This is a genomic window from Microbacterium sp. E-13, assembly GCF_049912955.1.
GTDB lineage: Bacteria > Actinomycetota > Actinomycetes > Actinomycetales > Microbacteriaceae > Microbacterium.
Genome location: NZ_CP183973.1, coordinates 2256133 through 2270077, shown reverse-complemented (window position 1 = coordinate 2270077; position 13945 = coordinate 2256133). Strand labels below are relative to the sequence as shown.

Sequence of the window (13945 nt, the reverse complement as noted above, 5' to 3'; positions counted from 1 at the left end):
CGGGGTCGCGTAGACTCGTTCCTCGGCACAGCTTCGGCTGACAGCCTTGGGGTATGGTGTAATTGGCAACACGGCTGATTCTGGTTCAGTTGTTCTTGGTTCGAGTCCAGGTACCCCAGCAAGACAGAAACCCCCGTCTTATCGGGGGTTTTCTCGCGCTCAGCGAATCAGGGTTCTGGTCCTTCCGCCGCGCGGGTGCGACATGCGTGCAATTCCAGACCGCCCCGACCGCCCCGGGGTTGGCTGGGCGTGGTACCGAACCGCCGCCTGTGCCACCATCTATGGATGGCTATCGCCTACAACTACGAGGGTGCCGCCGAGCAGTTCGGTGTGGCCGTGTCGAAGATCCGCACCGCTGTACGCGAGAACCAGATCGCGGCGAAGTACTGGGGCAAGGACGTCCTGATCCCGCATGCGGAGTTGGAGCGGTTTCTGGAGTCGCTGCCCGAGGAGCGTGGCTAAGCTCGACACTCGGATCTGCCTGCTTCAAGGGATCTCGAAACCCCATGCGTTGCGCTTCTTTCCCTCGGAGTCGAACCCGTAAGTGTTGTTCGGGTTGAGCGCTGAGATCTCCTGTGCGATAGACAGAAGAGCGGCCACCTCCGCAACCTTCAGTTGCTGGTCGACCGTCATGTGCTCGATGTCATCAACGGATCCGCTCGATGTTCCAGCTGCGGCTCCGATGGCCGTAGCTAGGACGTCCCAAGCGGTGTTGTAGTCGTTGGCCATTGGGCTTCCTCCAAGGTCGTATCTGATGGCTACCGTAGTAGCACGGCCGGAGAGAGGAATCCCGGCCCTGTGGACAAGCAACCGACATGGCATCCGGTTCTAGCCGCGGTGGAGGGGCCGACCGGTGTCTGGCGGATGACCGCCCCCGATGGCGGCGTCTACGGATCGGTCGAGCTGCGACGCGTGAACGGTGCCACGGCTGCGCGCTACAAGGCGATCTGGCGCGGTGAGGTCATCGGATGGTCCGCGACTCTGCGCGAGGCTTGCTATCGCGTCCACATGGCGCACATCGCGGCGCACGGGCCAGGTGGACGGCCGATGGCGGACTGGGGCGGCGCGAGCTGGCGACAGACGCGCGAGTAGGCGTTGGCGAGTCGACTACTTCACCAAACCCCTCTAGGTCGCGACGAATTGACTCTAGACTCCGGGCCATGTCGGACAATCCCCTCCCTACTGCCACCATCTACGTGGATGGCTTCAACCTGTACCGGCAGAACCTCGTGCACAACCCTGTTGGAAAGTGGCTCGACCTGTGGGCTCTATCGCGGCTGCTACTACCGACGCACGAGATCAAACGGGTTCGATACTTCACTGCGAACGTGCGCCCTCTCAAGGGTTATGACCCGCAGGGACCAATTCGACAGCAGACATATCTGCGGGCGTTGCGAGACAGCGGCGTGGATGTTCACGACAACGGGCAGTTCCGCGCGGATCCGCGAAACCTGCCAATCCTGCCTCTAACGGAGGGACCCGACGGGGAGCTAGTGAAAGTGCGCGTGAGAAAAATTGAAGAAAAGGGGTCAGACGTGAATCTGGCGTCGCACCTGATCTTCGACGCCTGCACAGATCCAAGCGACGTGGCCGTGCTCGTGTCTAACGACTCCGATTACTGCACGGCGCTTCATCTGCTCACCGAGGGACTGGGGAGGCGCTTTGGAGTGTTCTCGCCAATCGAGCGCCCTGCGGCGGCGTTGCTGGCACTTGATCCGCTGTTCGTCAAGCCCATCCGTTCGGCTGCAATTCTTGAGTCCCAGTTGCCCGACCCGTATGTGCGCAAGAACGGGAAGATGCTCACACGCCCCGCCGCCTGGGCATAAAACAGGGGCCTCCAGCGGAGGCCCCGTACCCGGTAGCCGAAGCACCCGGGGGTGTGATCCAAGCGTAGCACTGGGACCGCCGCGACCGCTCAATCGAGACCGATCGCAGGCCGTACCTGAAGCGCTCGCGGCGGCCGGCGTGTGGCCGATGTCTGGCCAGGCTGGCGAATCGACGTAAGAGCCCCGCTCTACTCAAGATAGTTAACGGTGGTGGTGGCGCGATCGCCGGAGATGCGCACAGTGCACTCGAAGTCGTTGCGGATCATCGCGCCGAAGCCGTTCTCTGCATCAACCGTCCCGGTCACGGTCCACGTCCCATTTCCCGCAGCATCGGAGTGGAACTCAGCCGTCGACGGAGCCTTCAGCATGTCCTTGATACGAGCTTCGCATTGGGCGATCGCCTCATACTTGTTGTTCGCGTCGTAGGGCTTGTCCGGCGTCGCCGCGCCGTAAATGATGATCGCTGCGATGATGGCGATGGGCAACGTGATGCATCCGATACAGCCCCACAGCAGCCCCGCAGTGGACTTCTTAGGTTGCAGTTCTGGCCCTGCTTTTGCGTCCATTGCCGGGTTGTACGCCGTACCGGGCCTGGGTGGCGGTGGGTTGCCCTCACTATCTAGATACCGATCAGTCCACGCGGACCCATCGAACCAGCGCTTGCGCCCATTGCCGTCGTCGTACCAGCCCGCCGGCGCGCTCAATTACGGCCCCCCCAAATCCCCATGAGCGTGAAGATAGCGGAGGCCCGCCCAGCGGAGCTAGTCATCAATCCACCGCCGCAAGAAATCGCCCGCCCGCGAACTCGCGAGTGGCTGCCTAAACGCCTTCCACGGTCTCGGCCCTCGGAGAGACGTTCTCGGCTCCGACAGAAGAACTCTCTTCTAGAGAATCAACAACGCTAGTCGCGTCTTCGTCCCCATGCTGCTTCCCGAGTCCCATTCGAGCCCTGGTGCGCAACCGATCAGGCAGGAAGGCAACGACCAATAGTCCGCCGACATAGGATCGTGAGCGCGTTGCACGACTGGATGCACTAGCTAGACATGCAGCTCGGGAGCCGAGCAACTCACGTTGACGTGGGCGACCAAGCGACTATCAACTGGAGAGACCTGGGTGCAGGTGCTTCTGAACGTCGCGATGGACGGCGGCATGCGTGACCTCGACTTCTATGTCGATGGCAACCTCGCGACTTGGGAAAAGAACGGCGCTACCCCCAGCCAAGAGATTCGAGCCGCGGAGAACGGGAAGGCGAGTTCCCATCGTTGCCGGTCGGGTCCTGCTCGAGGGCAAGCGGCGGTGTCCTGATTGGGGAGTGCGCCGCGTCGTCCTAGGCCAGACGCTCCGGGCTCAAGGTTCTCGATCCCGATGAACTTCGGGGCGATTAGGAAAAGCGGCCGGGTCAGTTGCGCCAGCTCACCATGCCAAGCTTATGGAAGTGGAGTGAGAGCGCGGCTGCCGATGTCCGTCCGGCCCGCACCCAGCTCTAGGTGGCGTCCGGCGCGTACTCCGCGCGGAGCTCCCGAAGCCTTCCCACGTAGCGGTCCGGAAGCGCGTCGCCGCGGAGATACGCCGCGACTATGAATGCCGCAGCGGCTGTGGCTTCCTGCCAGTCGTCGAAAGCCACTGCTCGGAGCCTGCCGCCGATCACCACCGTGAGAGCGTCCGCAATAGCCGACCGAAGGCCCGAGTCGGGGACCAAGAGATAGTGATTGCGCGCGTCGCGGTACAACTCGCGTATCTCCTCGTCGTGTGGGATTCCGGCGCCGCCGTTTTGGATGAAGCGACGCCCGACCTCATTCAAGTCATTCAAAACCTCGTGAAGGCGAAGGGCATGATCGCGAGTGGCAGCCCGTCGTTCGTCCGCGAGCGCCGCGTTACGCTCCTGGGCCGCGCGTCGTTCCGCGAAACGATGCTGCTGCCAGGCCGCAGCGAGCGAGACGATCCCAGTCGCCAGCGCGGTCGCGATTACTAGTGCAACCGATTGGGATATCTCGTCGCTCACCTCCGGGACTCTACCGCTCCCTCACAACTCTCGCAGTCAGGGCGTCAGCCAGGTCTGCGGTGCCGCCTCGGGCCGCGAAGAGTCCGCGGCTGGGCGCCGTCGTCGGAAGCGTCCTGCATGAGGCACGGAGGCTTATCGCAGGTCTTCTAGGTCGGTTACCGGCCCAATCTGCTCGAGAACCTCGGCGCCCTGGTTCCGCAGGTCGTCATCCGAAAATGCGCCGCTTAGCCAGGCCGAGAATCGTTGAAGGGTGTTGTTCGCATGTTCCCGCGGGGGATGCATGAGCTCCTCCGCTTGTTCGACGGAGATGCGGTTGACACCGCCCATTTCATCGATAGCTTCCATCGCCCCCGCCCAAAGCTTCATGAGCAAAATGTGGTTGAGCGAGAGCCAATCGGGCGACAGCGTGTCGTCCTTCCCGACCGCGGCTCGATAGACGGCGATGGACGCCCTCAACATCCTCAAGCGGTCCTGCATCGGCTCGGATGTCCCGCTGATACTCACCATGTGCGCAAGCGAGGTCAGGACGTCCGCGCTCGCTCGAAGTCTCCGCTCCTCGTTTTCGCGTTCGAAACGGCGACGGTCCTCCGCCTCCCGCAGCGCAGCTTCCTCGCGCCGGTCGTGTTCTGCGGCTCGTCGCTCACTTCGCGCCAGCCAGACAGCAATCAAGGTAGGAACCAAGATCGCTAGAACAGGTATCAGGAAGTCGCGAATAACCACCCACACATCGACGGCCTGCATAACTGGTTCCGAGCTCGGCGTCATGGGCAGATGGTAGCGGGGCGGTATGGCGTAGCTATCCGGCGTTCTCGATCGACTCCTAGATGATGCGCTGCACCAGAAGCCCCTGCGGCGGCAAGTTGCTCAAGTCCAAGATTCCGGGGGGAACGGGCGCTCCGCTTGGCGTCTCGAATCCAGGAGGCAACTCGACTCCATGGTCAGCGCTCACTGTCAGAATCTGTATGTCGGCTTCGGGCAAGGCGCCGAGGCTCTCGAGTGCTTGGAGGAGGCCGCGGATCGTTGCAACCGAAGTGCTCTCGGGGATGATCCAGAGGTAACCGGTGGTGTCGAGCATGGCGAAGACTCTAGGCCGATTCGTGGGTGGAGGTGCCAGGGTAGGTTTCGCTGGCACCCCCGATCGTTAAGCCTGATGATCATCCGATCCCCCTCAGCGCGAAGTTCAACCGCTCCGCAGCGACACGGCCGATCATCTCCTCCGACAAGCCCTCAGCAGGGTTGATCGTCATCTGCACCGTCGGCCCGCCAGCGGAGCCCGCGGGTACCGCCGCCTGGACCAGACCCCCGGTGACGGACTGCAACTGCCGGTACTGCTTCTCAAGCCCCGACGCGAACTGCTCCGCGATAGCCGCACCACTGTTCGCCAGCGCCGTCCACCCCGACCCCGAGAACGGGCCATGCTCAGCCGGGGAGTTCGGGAAGAACCCCTTCACAAACCCGAGGACACCGCTGACCGCGTCACCGACCGGCCGGAACATCGAATCGATACCGTCAACGAACCCCTGGATCACAGCGCGGCCCGAGTTGTACAACCACGACCCAGCGCCGACGAACAGCCCGGTGATCCGATCGGGGATGCTCAGGAACCACCCCACCGCCGTAGTGACGTTGTCGCGGACACCGTTCGCGAACTGGGTGACATGCCAGATCATCGTTCCGACCGCGGAACCCACCTTCGTCCCGGTCTCCTCCGCGGCACGGAACACCATGCCCCAGAACCCGGGCAGCTCAACGAGCTTCGCTTTGAACTCATCGAAATTCAGATCGCCGTTCAGGTACTGCACGAGCCCCTGCGCGGCACCGAAGCTGTCCGACAAGGGCGCTACGAAGTAGTCCCGGAGGAAGTTCCCGGTCTCCTTCACACCGGTCCCGAGGTCCTTGATGCCCTGCTGCGTGTCAGGCGCGTTCAACCAATCGGTGAAGTCCTCGAGCGCGGGAATCATATCCGCGGTCATCCAGTCGACAACCTCTTCAGCCACCGGCATGAAAGCCTGACCGAGGCGGACCGAGATGTTCTCCCACTGCGCCGCGAGGATCGCCTGCTTGCCCGCCATGCTCTCGGCCTCCTGGGCGGCCTGGCCCTGCATGACGGCCGTCTGCTGCCACAGCGACGCGTTAGCCGCGAGGGTCTTCTGCTGCGCGGTCAGTGCCCCGTTGCCGTCGTAGATGCCGAGCTCGAGCGCCTTAGCCTTGAGTGCGGCATCGTCGAGCTGGACGCCGAAGACCCGGATCGGTTCCATCTCGCCCCGGAACGCCGAACCGATAGCGCCGATCGCCTGCTCGATCGGGACGTCACGGAACGCTGCCATGTCCGCGGCGAGCCCGAGGAGGTCCGTGGAGAACTCGGCAAGGTCATCGCCGGTCAGTCCGGCCGCCTTGCCCATCAGGCCGAGATCGGTGGCGCCGTTGAGCGCTGACAGGGACGACAAGCCGATGCTCTTCGCGGACGCCTTGGCGAACTTCTGGATCGTTCCCGCGGAACCCTCGAAGACGTCCTCAACCGCGCTCGAGATTTGCTCGAACGATGACGCGTTGGACAGGCCGTCGCCGATAGCCTGCATGGCGTTGCCGATCAGAGCGCCGATGCCGAGAGAGAGGCCCGCAACTGCCGACGCGCCGAGCAGCGTCTTACCGAATCCGGACACGAAACCGCCTGCGGCAGCCTTACCACCCTCCTTGCCGGCCGAGTCGCTAGCGGCGGTGACCTGACCCGTGAGGATCCCGTTGAACCCGGACGCCTCTGGAACTACTTCTACAAACGCCCGGTACATGGGCGACTCGTTGAGGGCCAAATAGACCACTCCCTTTCCGATCTGAGTCGGGCCGGGAGCTGCCCTGTTGAGTTGTGTTGGTTCGACTAGTTAGAAAGACAGCGGGACTCGTCGACGGTCCCGTCTGGCTGCACAGTGCACCGTGCGTGGTGAGCGTGCGGGAAGTACTCGCGGCCGAATGCGCGGTACAGCGTGTAGCCGAGCACGGTCACGGACTCGCCCGCATCGAGTCGCTCAGCGCGTCCCGCGAGATCGCGGCGCTCGCACGAACGGAAGAGGCCGACGAGTCCAGGACCATCCGGGCGATGCTGGATGCCGGCACGCTGTCTAGGCACGATCCCACCGCCTGCGCGCTGCTCGCTGGTGACGGACCGCCTTCGGCTTCTCCGCCTCGCCAGGCAGCCTGATGGCCTCTGCAACCCGCGCCATGGCCGCGTACTGCAATCGCAGCTCAGACACCAACGGCGACACTCGCACCTGCCCCTTCGAGCCGGTGTCGAGGTAGCCGTGGGTCGCGAGCTCTGCCTCCAGCGCTGCGATGTGCCGCGCCTGCCGCTCCAGCACGCCGAGCAAGACGACCTCACGTTCATCCCACTCCAGATCGTCAGGCAGCGCAGCCTCGAGTACCGCCCGAGGGTCAAACGCCGGCCCTACAGCCCTCAGATCGCCCATACAAGCCTCCGGAAATCAAACTCAATCGCAATGCACACGGGAAGAATCACAGCCCCTCCCGCGTGAGGTTGAGGGGTGGGAGAGGGTGCCCCCCACCCGTCTTCGCGGTCAGGTTTGGTCGTTGAAGTTGTCATGCTGTCTGTCGCCACACTGCAAGCAGACGATGTAGTCGTACGCGAAACCGCGGAAGTCCGTGGGTCGCTCCAGGCGGGTGTGTGGGCAGTCGTGGTGCTGGTGGGTGGGCGGGGGGTCATTCGGTGTGAACATGCCTGCTCCTTCGTTGCGGGTCGACTAGTGATATCGACCGCTCTGCTGTTTAACTTCGGCATGGCGGGTCCTCGTATGTCGGTGGGGCGGGGTGGATCAGACCCCGCCCCGGGCGGCGGTCACTTCCGGGCGGGTTGTCCCAGCTCTGACCGGAGGTCTGCGGACAGGTTCCGGACTCGCGCGGAAGCGTCGGGTTCGCGGACGATCGCTTCGATGTATGAGAGTGGGTGAATCGTTCCGTACTGGTTGCCGTCGACCCAGATGCGGGGGCCGGCTGGGTCGAACGCCGGTTCCGTTTCTAGTCCGTGCTCAATTCGGTGGCGGTCGATGCCGAGTGCGGTGAGTGCGGTCTTCCATTCGTGCATCCGGTTGAATCGCTCGTCGGCGGCGGTGATGAAGGCGGACACGGCCTTGTCGACTTGGTCGAGTAGCTGCACGAAGTGTTCCGCATCACCTATCTGGCTGGCGAGGATTTCGTCGCGGATGGCGCTGATCGCATCGTGCTGGTCGAGTGCCAGTTCTCGTTCTCGCTGCGCGTTGAGGCGGCGCAGCTTGAGGTCCAGCGTTCGTGCTTCGCGTTCGAGGTGCTCGATGTCCTTGAGTGACTTCTTCGGGTCGCCGGCGATGATGCTCGCTTCGGTGTCGAGCAGCCGCTGGGCGAGGGTCTGCTGCTCGGTCTCGACGGCGGTGATGAGTTCCGTGGTGGGCGTCATGTCTTTTGTTCCGTTCGGGTTGAGGGGATTAGGCGGGCAGGTTGCCGACCTGGCTTCGGAGGATTCGCTCGAGGTCTTCGTTTCGCAGCTCCGGTCGACGTAGGGCTTGGAGCGGCAGCGCGGCCATTTTTCCGACGTAGAAGTCCGCGTCGAAGCTGCCGATTGTGGACTGGTCGACACGGATCTTGCCGCCGCCAAGGTGACCGCCGTCGAGGACGAGTGGCGCAATTCCGGCTTGCCCTTCGGGGACGACGGCTCGCTCGTTGCTGGTGATCGTCTCGACGTTGAGGCCTAGGAGTGCCCGCCGCCATTCGCGAATGGTGGTCGCGCGTTCCTCGGCGGCTTCTCGAAAAGCGAGGAGTGCAGATTCGAGATTGGCCAGAAGGTCCGCGTAGTGATCGGCCGTTCTCAGGCTCGAGGCCTCGATCTCGTCACGGATCGCTCGGATACGTGCCAGGCGATCCTTCTCTACCGATTCGACGATCTGTGATTGAGCAGCCTGGGCAGCGAGGTCGGCGACGCGCGCGGCCCGTTCCGCGTCTTCCAGATCGGCGATCGTGTGTTTGCCTCTGCCTGACGCGAGCTCGGCTTCGATTGTGTTGGCGTAGTCGCGAGCCGATGCGGCCGCTGCCTTTGCTGCATCGAGGAGCTCTTCGGGGGTTACGGTCTTGCTGGCCATCTGTTAGTTCTCCTGGTTCTGGATCTCTCGGGGGTTCGTCGGTTCTGTGTTCGGCGCCTATTTGCCTGGTCGTGGCGGTACAGGTGCGGGGCGATTCTTCTGTTGCTTCTTCTCCCAGAGGCGATGTAGGTCTTGTTCGAGCAGCGCGCACGCCGAGTGCTGTCGCTCGTCCTGGACGCGGCGGTTGCGCCGTGGCATCAGGTGGTCCACACGTGCGCCGGGAGCGTCCGAGGTGCCCGGGACTTTGTGCGGTGTACCTCCTGCACAATCTCGGCGACACCCTTGGACCGCTGTTCGGCGTTGAGATTCGCGCAGCGAGGACATCGAGCGACCGCTTCGGCAGCTCGCTCGCTGAGACTCACTTGCGGTCCCGCTTCTTGCGGATGCCGTTGCGGAGGCTGTCGTTCGCGGCATCAAGGTTGACCTGGACCCGGTCGCCGGCCATGGCCACGGTCTTGTCCAGGACGGCCAGGATCGCGAGTGGCAGAGCGATTACGAATGCGGCCTGACTGTTCACGTCGGCGTACGACGAGATCGCGGCAGTGATCCGCATGGTGCGGGCGGTGTGGTCGGTGAGGTCCGCCAGTTCGAGCGCGAGCCGTTGCGCGTGGAAGACGGCGGTGCTGTCAATCGGAGTCATTCAGGGTTCCCACTTTCGAATCAGGGCTGTTCGGATTGCTTCGAGCCACCAGCGGAGCCAGGCGATATCCATCACCTGCTTCGTCTTCCGTACTGTCTTCCGGCCCACCAGCCGGCGGGTGTGGGCATTGCTTTCACTGCGGCTTCGCAGTACTGGCGAAGAGGGCACGACGCGCAAAGCCCTCTCATGTCGTTCGCGTCGTCGGCCGTCTGCTCGTCACGAATGAACCGCTGGTCGTCCTCACAGGCGGGGCGGGTGCGGAGCATCGCATTAATGAGCACCTGGTATTCGGCGTCACCGCGTGCCACGGGTCACCTCCTGCCCGTCCGAGCGCTGGAGGCGCGGCCACACATGACAGTCGGGCTCATGCCACGCCTGCACGATCGGTTCGTTCGTTGTCGGGTGCTTCACGACACGTGTCCAGGGATTGCACCCCCGACAGTCTTCGAGCCAGACGCGGTAATTCATGCGGGCACCGCCAGGGTGTTCCTGGTGAGCGTTCCCCGTTCCCCCCCTATAGGGGTGGGGAACACGGGAACACGCACCTCTTCCGGTGTTCCGGGGGCGTTCCCCAGCGTTCCGGGAACGCTGTTGAAGGCGCGGAAGGCGGCGGAAGCTCTGGTAGACCCCCATCCCATGCGCGTCTTCACGTCTCGCACGCTGGAAGGTGCGGGACTGAGCCGGTTGAGGATCGTCACGTCGTCGAGTGGAGCGGGCTTGTTCGCGGGAACGGTGAACCTCGCAAGCAGCGCCTCGCCGCGTGGCTCGAGGCTGAACACTGCAACAGGCGGTTCCCGATCGGGCTCACAGTGCCCGCGAAGTGATCCGTGGCGGTCTTTCACGATCGACAGGACCGCCTCCCCGCCGTAGCCGGGACGGAATGGGCGAGTGTTCGTCACGCGCAGCAGAGCGCCGTCCAAAGCACGCTTCTTCGCCGCGGTTCCGGTCGCGCCGTAGCTGCGGCTGGATTCCGACTTCGCTTCGTGATCGATCGCAAGCACACCGGCACCGAACGCTGTAAGCGCAGTGAGCACCTGACGATTGACCCTTGTGAAGTCGTCCGCGTCGTTGGAGTTCGCGCCAAACATCGGCAGCAGCTCCCCGATCGAATCAACGACAACGAAGGTGGGTTGCCAGAGTTGCGTGTCAGCCACGACTTGCAGCAGCTCGGCAGGCTCATCGGGGGTCGTGAGGCGGAACCTAGCGGGATCGGTAAGGGTGTCGCGAGCGACGGCGAGTTGCCGGAATCGGTTGATGATCGCAGCGGGTCCATTGTGGTCGAGGTCGACCCTGAGAACCCGTCCATCACTGAACATCTCGTCAGCAGCCATCGCCCCGGCGACAAGCGTCTTCCCGGCCTCAGGGGCTCCCAGAAGCGCGTTGACAGCCGCGGCGTAGCAAAGCGGGATCCCGTCGCTCCTGCGGCCTCCTACCGTCGTCTGGGGCGCTTCTCCGCCACCGTCGAGAATCGATGCGACGTCAATGTAGAGACTCATGCGCCACCCGACTTCATACGGGCCTGCGCGACGTCGAATGCCTTCAGCGTGCGAGCGTGCTCGGCGTGCACCTTTTCGGGATTGTTGGCGACGTAGTACCAATAGTCGGCCTCACGGTTCGCTCGCTCGGCGCGCGCCTTTACTCGCTCGCACCCGGCGTGAAAGCCGTCGGCCCAAACTCGCCACAAATCCCACGGCAACTCGTGTGCGTGGATCTCACCATTCAGAAAGCGCTCCACGGTAAACTTGTCCTGACGAACCCGCCGCCCAGCGAGATTCTCGGAAGCGCCCCCCTGGGGCGCTTTCGCATTCATGCCGCCACCCGACGATCGCGGGAGAACTGCTCGAGCGATTCAGCGCGCTCGAGATCGACGTTTCTCGCCGCATGTTCGCCAACGGGGTCCGCGTGGCCAGCCGCGAAGATGTCGAAGCCGGCCCACGACAGGCGCGTTTCGCGTTCGTCGATGAACTTGTCGATCACCTTCTGCGCGTACTCCGCAGAGCCTTCGCGGAAAGCGCGTCGAATCATCCGAGAGAACTTGGACGGCTGAAATTCGATAAGTGCCGCATCGCACCGGAATGCTGCGTAGTGCAACAGCTCGTCGACAGTCACGCGACCACCGCCAGTGGGCGGGCGTTGTTGATGGCGCTCTCGAGGTTGACGCGGATGAGTCGCGGTCCAACGCGGCGGGCTTCAATCACGCCGGAAGAGATCCAGCGGCGAATGGTCTTCTCTGTGACGCCGTAGGCAATGGCGGCCTGCTGGATGGTGCCCCACTGGGACATGTGCTGCTCCCTCGCATAAAGGCTCGGGAGCGAAGCCGGATACTGCTCGGTCCCGAAACGAAGAAAACCGAGACAGACACGAATCATGGGATTCGCTCTGTGCTCGGTGTCCGTTTCGGCTCCCGGCGCCCGTTGGGCTCCGGTTTACCCTTCGACATGTGGGGAGGTCGGCTCACCGTTTCGGCTGTGCCTTCTCCTGCGACGTCTAAGCAGTCGGTTTTCGATTGTGGCGGGGATCAAACTTCCCCCGCGGTACAAGCGTAACCGACGCCGTGGACATTAGAAGCTTTCTTCGGGACATTAGAGGAAATGCCCAGGTCACACGGCGTGTCTTCTGTGAGGGGACCAGCAGCGTCAGGATATGGCTGGTGGCTGGACGAACGGACTCCCCACGTTCACGTGAACGTAGGGAGTCCCTTCGGGCCAAGCCTCGGATTCAAACCGCCCGCCCCAGGCCACGGAACAGCACCGGGTCGCCGTCGAAGGTCGCGTATAGGTCGGCGAAGTCGGTCAACCACCATACTCGGTGCACGCCGCGCATCTTCTTGTTGAGAGTGCTGTAGGGGATCCCGCTCGCGGCTGCGAGTTGCTTCTGTGTCATCCCACGTGCCCGCAGCAGTTCTTGGATGTTGTCCCGAAGCTGCCGCCAGAACACGTCTTGCTCGCGGTGTGTATCAGCCCTGGACGTGGTGCGCTCAGTACTGTTGTTAGTGGTCATCATTGGTCCTTTCAGTGATGATCTGCCCTCGCCGTGTTCGCGCGCGGTGAGGGCGCCTTCTTTTGTTCATGTGCGTAGGTTTACGCACCTCCGGCGAGGTCACTCATTCGTCTCGCAAGCTCTTCATCACGGCCAGCCTCATGCTGGTACCGCATCGCCACACTCATGTCGTTGTGCCCCATGCGACGCATCAGCTCCTTCGTGGTGGCCCCCGCCATCGCATAGCGCGTCGCACCGAAATGGCGAAGCGCATGGAACGGCATGTCCTCGCGACCAGCAGCGGCCCGAGCAGGCCGCCAGAACTGAGCGAACGAACCCGCCGACAGATGTTTCGAAGCATCCGACAATGCAGGGAAGACTAGAGCGTCATCGCTCGCGTTCAATGACGACAGGTGAGCGCGAATCGGGGTTGTGAGCGTGTGCGGGAGTGCGACCGTCCGGTTGCCGGCGAACGACTTGGGCTTTCCGATGACGAAGCCGTCTGACTTCGTGTACGTCACGGCGCGGGAAACCGCCAGCGTCACGGTCTCACCGCTGATGAGCACGTCGCCGCGGCGTAGCTCTGTCAACTCGCCCCAGCGAAGGCCGCTCCAGGCCGCGACCTCGATGAGTAGTGACAGCCTCCGATCGATGCTTGCAATGATGATCGCGAGCTCGGCGTCAGTTGGCGGCTTGACGTCCCGACCCGTCGACGCTTTCGACGCGCCCTTGATCTGACACGGGTTGTCGTCGATCAGGCCATCCCCTACTGCGGTGGCCATGACCGACTTGAGCAATCGGTATGCGTGGCCCGCCTGGGTTTGCTTGCCTGACTTCGCTTGCTCGGAGTACCACCGTCGAACATCGTCAGGACGAATCGCGGAGAGCGGCTTGTGCTCGAACGGTGCAAGGGGGCCAGCAACTAGCCGCAAGTACTCATCGCGCGTACGTGGTTTCAGAGGCTCACCCCGTGAGTTGGTGCGAGTGTCGACGTGAGCGCGCGCGTAGGGGCCGAACATGGCCGGCGCGGCGGAGACGGGCGAGCGCCACTTCTTGTCAGCGATCTCGATCCGCTTGCGAGAAAGCCATGCGCGGGCATCCGTCTGTGTGTCGAACGTCATCGGTGCGGTGTATCGACGCCGATGACCCTTCTCGTTGACGTCGTTCTCAGGGCCGAGGTGGGATGCCTGGTAGCGGCCCGAAGGGAGTTTGCGTATAGCGCCGAACGTTTCACGGCGCTTGCGCTGTGCTGCCATCAGTTGTTCCCCCGCGTGCAATAGGACGTGCAATATCCCTTGTCGTTCAGTGTCCACTTGATGGGGTCAGTGCGTCAACCGACACACCGAAGAACTGAGGGAGTCTTGCGGCAATCCCGCGA

The 13945-nt window shown here is 63.3% G+C and carries 20 protein-coding genes and 1 tRNA gene; 4 read left to right on the top strand and 17 right to left on the bottom strand.

The window, feature by feature from the left end; genetic code table 11:
* The first annotated feature begins 47 nt into the window (after positions 1–47).
* Both ACN9MP_RS10425 and ACN9MP_RS10420 read left to right on the top strand, forming a co-directional pair.
* A tRNA-Gln gene (locus ACN9MP_RS10425) sits at positions 48–119 on the top strand.
* A 166-nt stretch (positions 120–285) separates the two neighbouring features.
* Positions 286–462 carry a hypothetical protein gene (locus ACN9MP_RS10420; protein WP_426319953.1) on the top strand — a complete coding sequence of 59 codons (177 nt, stop codon included), beginning with the start codon at positions 286–288 and terminating at the stop codon, positions 460–462.
* A 24-nt stretch (positions 463–486) separates the two neighbouring features.
* Here ACN9MP_RS10420 and ACN9MP_RS10415 read toward each other — a convergent pair whose 3' ends face one another.
* Entirely contained in the window at positions 487–729 is a 243-nt protein-coding gene (locus tag ACN9MP_RS10415) for a hypothetical protein (protein ID WP_426319951.1), read from the bottom strand.
* A 135-nt stretch (positions 730–864) separates the two neighbouring features.
* On the opposite strand from ACN9MP_RS10415, the gene ACN9MP_RS10410 reads away from it, so the two are divergent.
* Both ACN9MP_RS10410 and ACN9MP_RS10405 read left to right on the top strand, forming a co-directional pair.
* Positions 865–1092: a hypothetical protein gene (locus ACN9MP_RS10410; RefSeq protein ID WP_426319950.1), complete on the top strand. Its 228-nt coding sequence runs from the start codon at positions 865–867 to the stop codon at positions 1090–1092.
* Between the two features lie 68 nt (positions 1093–1160).
* Positions 1161–1826 carry an NYN domain-containing protein gene (locus tag ACN9MP_RS10405; RefSeq protein ID WP_426319949.1) on the top strand — a complete coding sequence of 222 codons (666 nt, stop codon included), beginning with the start codon at positions 1161–1163 and terminating at the stop codon, positions 1824–1826.
* A 188-nt stretch (positions 1827–2014) separates the two neighbouring features.
* Here the strand turns inward: ACN9MP_RS10405 and ACN9MP_RS10400 are convergent, their stop codons facing one another.
* The 16 genes from ACN9MP_RS10400 to ACN9MP_RS10325 form a co-directional block, all read right to left on the bottom strand.
* Positions 2015–2392 carry a hypothetical protein gene (locus ACN9MP_RS10400; protein ID WP_426319948.1) on the bottom strand — a complete coding sequence of 126 codons (378 nt, stop codon included), beginning with the start codon at positions 2390–2392 and terminating at the stop codon, positions 2015–2017.
* Between the two features lie 917 nt (positions 2393–3309).
* On the bottom strand, positions 3310–3828 hold the full coding sequence (locus ACN9MP_RS10395) for a hypothetical protein (RefSeq protein ID WP_426319947.1): 519 nt from the start codon (positions 3826–3828) through the stop codon (positions 3310–3312).
* 132 nt (positions 3829–3960) lie between these two features.
* Complete coding sequence (locus ACN9MP_RS10390; protein ID WP_426319945.1) at positions 3961–4593, bottom strand: hypothetical protein; 633 nt, start codon at positions 4591–4593, stop codon at positions 3961–3963.
* A gap of 55 nt (positions 4594–4648) precedes the next feature.
* Positions 4649–4903, bottom strand: a complete 255-nt coding sequence (locus ACN9MP_RS10385) for a hypothetical protein (RefSeq protein WP_426319943.1) — start codon at positions 4901–4903, stop codon at positions 4649–4651.
* A 79-nt stretch (positions 4904–4982) separates the two neighbouring features.
* Positions 4983–6638 carry a hypothetical protein gene (locus tag ACN9MP_RS10380; protein WP_426319941.1) on the bottom strand — a complete coding sequence of 552 codons (1656 nt, stop codon included), beginning with the start codon at positions 6636–6638 and terminating at the stop codon, positions 4983–4985.
* Between the two features lie 306 nt (positions 6639–6944).
* Positions 6945–7289, bottom strand: coding sequence for a hypothetical protein (locus ACN9MP_RS10375; RefSeq protein WP_426319939.1), 345 nt, complete (start codon positions 7287–7289; stop codon positions 6945–6947).
* A 386-nt stretch (positions 7290–7675) separates the two neighbouring features.
* Positions 7676–8269 carry a hypothetical protein gene (locus ACN9MP_RS10370; RefSeq protein ID WP_426319937.1) on the bottom strand — a complete coding sequence of 198 codons (594 nt, stop codon included), beginning with the start codon at positions 8267–8269 and terminating at the stop codon, positions 7676–7678.
* Positions 8270–8297: 28 nt separating this feature from the next.
* Positions 8298–8948, bottom strand: a complete 651-nt coding sequence (locus ACN9MP_RS10365; protein ID WP_426319935.1) for a hypothetical protein — start codon at positions 8946–8948, stop codon at positions 8298–8300.
* 358 nt (positions 8949–9306) lie between these two features.
* Positions 9307–9588 carry a hypothetical protein gene (locus tag ACN9MP_RS10360; protein ID WP_426319933.1) on the bottom strand — a complete coding sequence of 94 codons (282 nt, stop codon included), beginning with the start codon at positions 9586–9588 and terminating at the stop codon, positions 9307–9309.
* Positions 9589–9659: 71 nt separating this feature from the next.
* Positions 9660–9854, bottom strand: coding sequence for a WhiB family transcriptional regulator (locus ACN9MP_RS10355; protein ID WP_426325986.1), 195 nt, complete (start codon positions 9852–9854; stop codon positions 9660–9662).
* A 198-nt stretch (positions 9855–10052) separates the two neighbouring features.
* Positions 10053–11084: a hypothetical protein gene (locus tag ACN9MP_RS10350; RefSeq protein WP_426319932.1), complete on the bottom strand. Its 1032-nt coding sequence runs from the start codon at positions 11082–11084 to the stop codon at positions 10053–10055.
* Complete coding sequence (locus ACN9MP_RS10345) at positions 11081–11398, bottom strand: hypothetical protein (protein ID WP_426319931.1); 318 nt, start codon at positions 11396–11398, stop codon at positions 11081–11083. Before ACN9MP_RS10345 ends, ACN9MP_RS10350 begins: the two co-directional genes overlap by 4 nt.
* Positions 11395–11697, bottom strand: a complete 303-nt coding sequence (locus ACN9MP_RS10340) for a hypothetical protein (protein WP_426319929.1) — start codon at positions 11695–11697, stop codon at positions 11395–11397. The genes ACN9MP_RS10345 and ACN9MP_RS10340 overlap by 4 nt, the downstream gene beginning before the upstream one ends.
* The gene (locus ACN9MP_RS10335) at positions 11694–11870 is read right to left on the bottom strand and encodes a helix-turn-helix domain-containing protein (RefSeq protein ID WP_426319927.1); all 177 of its coding nucleotides are present in this window, start codon (positions 11868–11870) and stop codon (positions 11694–11696) included. The genes ACN9MP_RS10340 and ACN9MP_RS10335 overlap by 4 nt, the downstream gene beginning before the upstream one ends.
* Before the next feature lie 436 nt (positions 11871–12306).
* On the bottom strand, positions 12307–12588 hold the full coding sequence (locus ACN9MP_RS10330) for a helix-turn-helix domain-containing protein (protein ID WP_426319925.1): 282 nt from the start codon (positions 12586–12588) through the stop codon (positions 12307–12309).
* Between the two features lie 80 nt (positions 12589–12668).
* The gene (locus ACN9MP_RS10325) at positions 12669–13823 is read right to left on the bottom strand and encodes a tyrosine-type recombinase/integrase (RefSeq protein ID WP_426319923.1); all 1155 of its coding nucleotides are present in this window, start codon (positions 13821–13823) and stop codon (positions 12669–12671) included.
* Positions 13824–13945 lie beyond the last annotated feature (122 nt).

What these genes read in the sequence shown, in the direction of transcription:
- ACN9MP_RS10330 (WP_426319925.1), bottom strand. Translation starts at nt 12,588, where the DNA reads ATGACCACTAACAACAGTACTGAGCGCACCACGTCCAGGGCTGATACA.
- ACN9MP_RS10360 (WP_426319933.1), bottom strand. Translation starts at nt 9,588, where the DNA reads ATGACTCCGATTGACAGCACCGCCGTCTTCCACGCGCAACGGCTCGCG.
- ACN9MP_RS10325 (WP_426319923.1), bottom strand. Translation starts at nt 13,823, where the DNA reads ATGGCAGCACAGCGCAAGCGCCGTGAAACGTTCGGCGCTATACGCAAA.
- ACN9MP_RS10370 (WP_426319937.1), bottom strand. Translation starts at nt 8,269, where the DNA reads ATGACGCCCACCACGGAACTCATCACCGCCGTCGAGACCGAGCAGCAG.
- ACN9MP_RS10350 (WP_426319932.1), bottom strand. Translation starts at nt 11,084, where the DNA reads ATGAGTCTCTACATTGACGTCGCATCGATTCTCGACGGTGGCGGAGAA.
- ACN9MP_RS10410 (WP_426319950.1), top strand. Translation starts at nt 865, where the DNA reads ATGACCGCCCCCGATGGCGGCGTCTACGGATCGGTCGAGCTGCGACGC.
- ACN9MP_RS10355 (WP_426325986.1), bottom strand. Translation starts at nt 9,854, where the DNA reads ATGCTCCGCACCCGCCCCGCCTGTGAGGACGACCAGCGGTTCATTCGT.
- ACN9MP_RS10405 (WP_426319949.1), top strand. Translation starts at nt 1,161, where the DNA reads ATGTCGGACAATCCCCTCCCTACTGCCACCATCTACGTGGATGGCTTC.
- ACN9MP_RS10365 (WP_426319935.1), bottom strand. Translation starts at nt 8,948, where the DNA reads ATGGCCAGCAAGACCGTAACCCCCGAAGAGCTCCTCGATGCAGCAAAG.
- ACN9MP_RS10415 (WP_426319951.1), bottom strand. Translation starts at nt 729, where the DNA reads ATGGCCAACGACTACAACACCGCTTGGGACGTCCTAGCTACGGCCATC.
- ACN9MP_RS10385 (WP_426319943.1), bottom strand. Translation starts at nt 4,903, where the DNA reads ATGCTCGACACCACCGGTTACCTCTGGATCATCCCCGAGAGCACTTCG.
- ACN9MP_RS10375 (WP_426319939.1), bottom strand. Translation starts at nt 7,289, where the DNA reads ATGGGCGATCTGAGGGCTGTAGGGCCGGCGTTTGACCCTCGGGCGGTA.
- ACN9MP_RS10420 (WP_426319953.1), top strand. Translation starts at nt 286, where the DNA reads ATGGCTATCGCCTACAACTACGAGGGTGCCGCCGAGCAGTTCGGTGTG.
- ACN9MP_RS10400 (WP_426319948.1), bottom strand. Translation starts at nt 2,392, where the DNA reads ATGGACGCAAAAGCAGGGCCAGAACTGCAACCTAAGAAGTCCACTGCG.
- ACN9MP_RS10335 (WP_426319927.1), bottom strand. Translation starts at nt 11,870, where the DNA reads ATGTCCCAGTGGGGCACCATCCAGCAGGCCGCCATTGCCTACGGCGTC.
- ACN9MP_RS10345 (WP_426319931.1), bottom strand. Translation starts at nt 11,398, where the DNA reads ATGAATGCGAAAGCGCCCCAGGGGGGCGCTTCCGAGAATCTCGCTGGG.
- ACN9MP_RS10390 (WP_426319945.1), bottom strand. Translation starts at nt 4,593, where the DNA reads ATGACGCCGAGCTCGGAACCAGTTATGCAGGCCGTCGATGTGTGGGTG.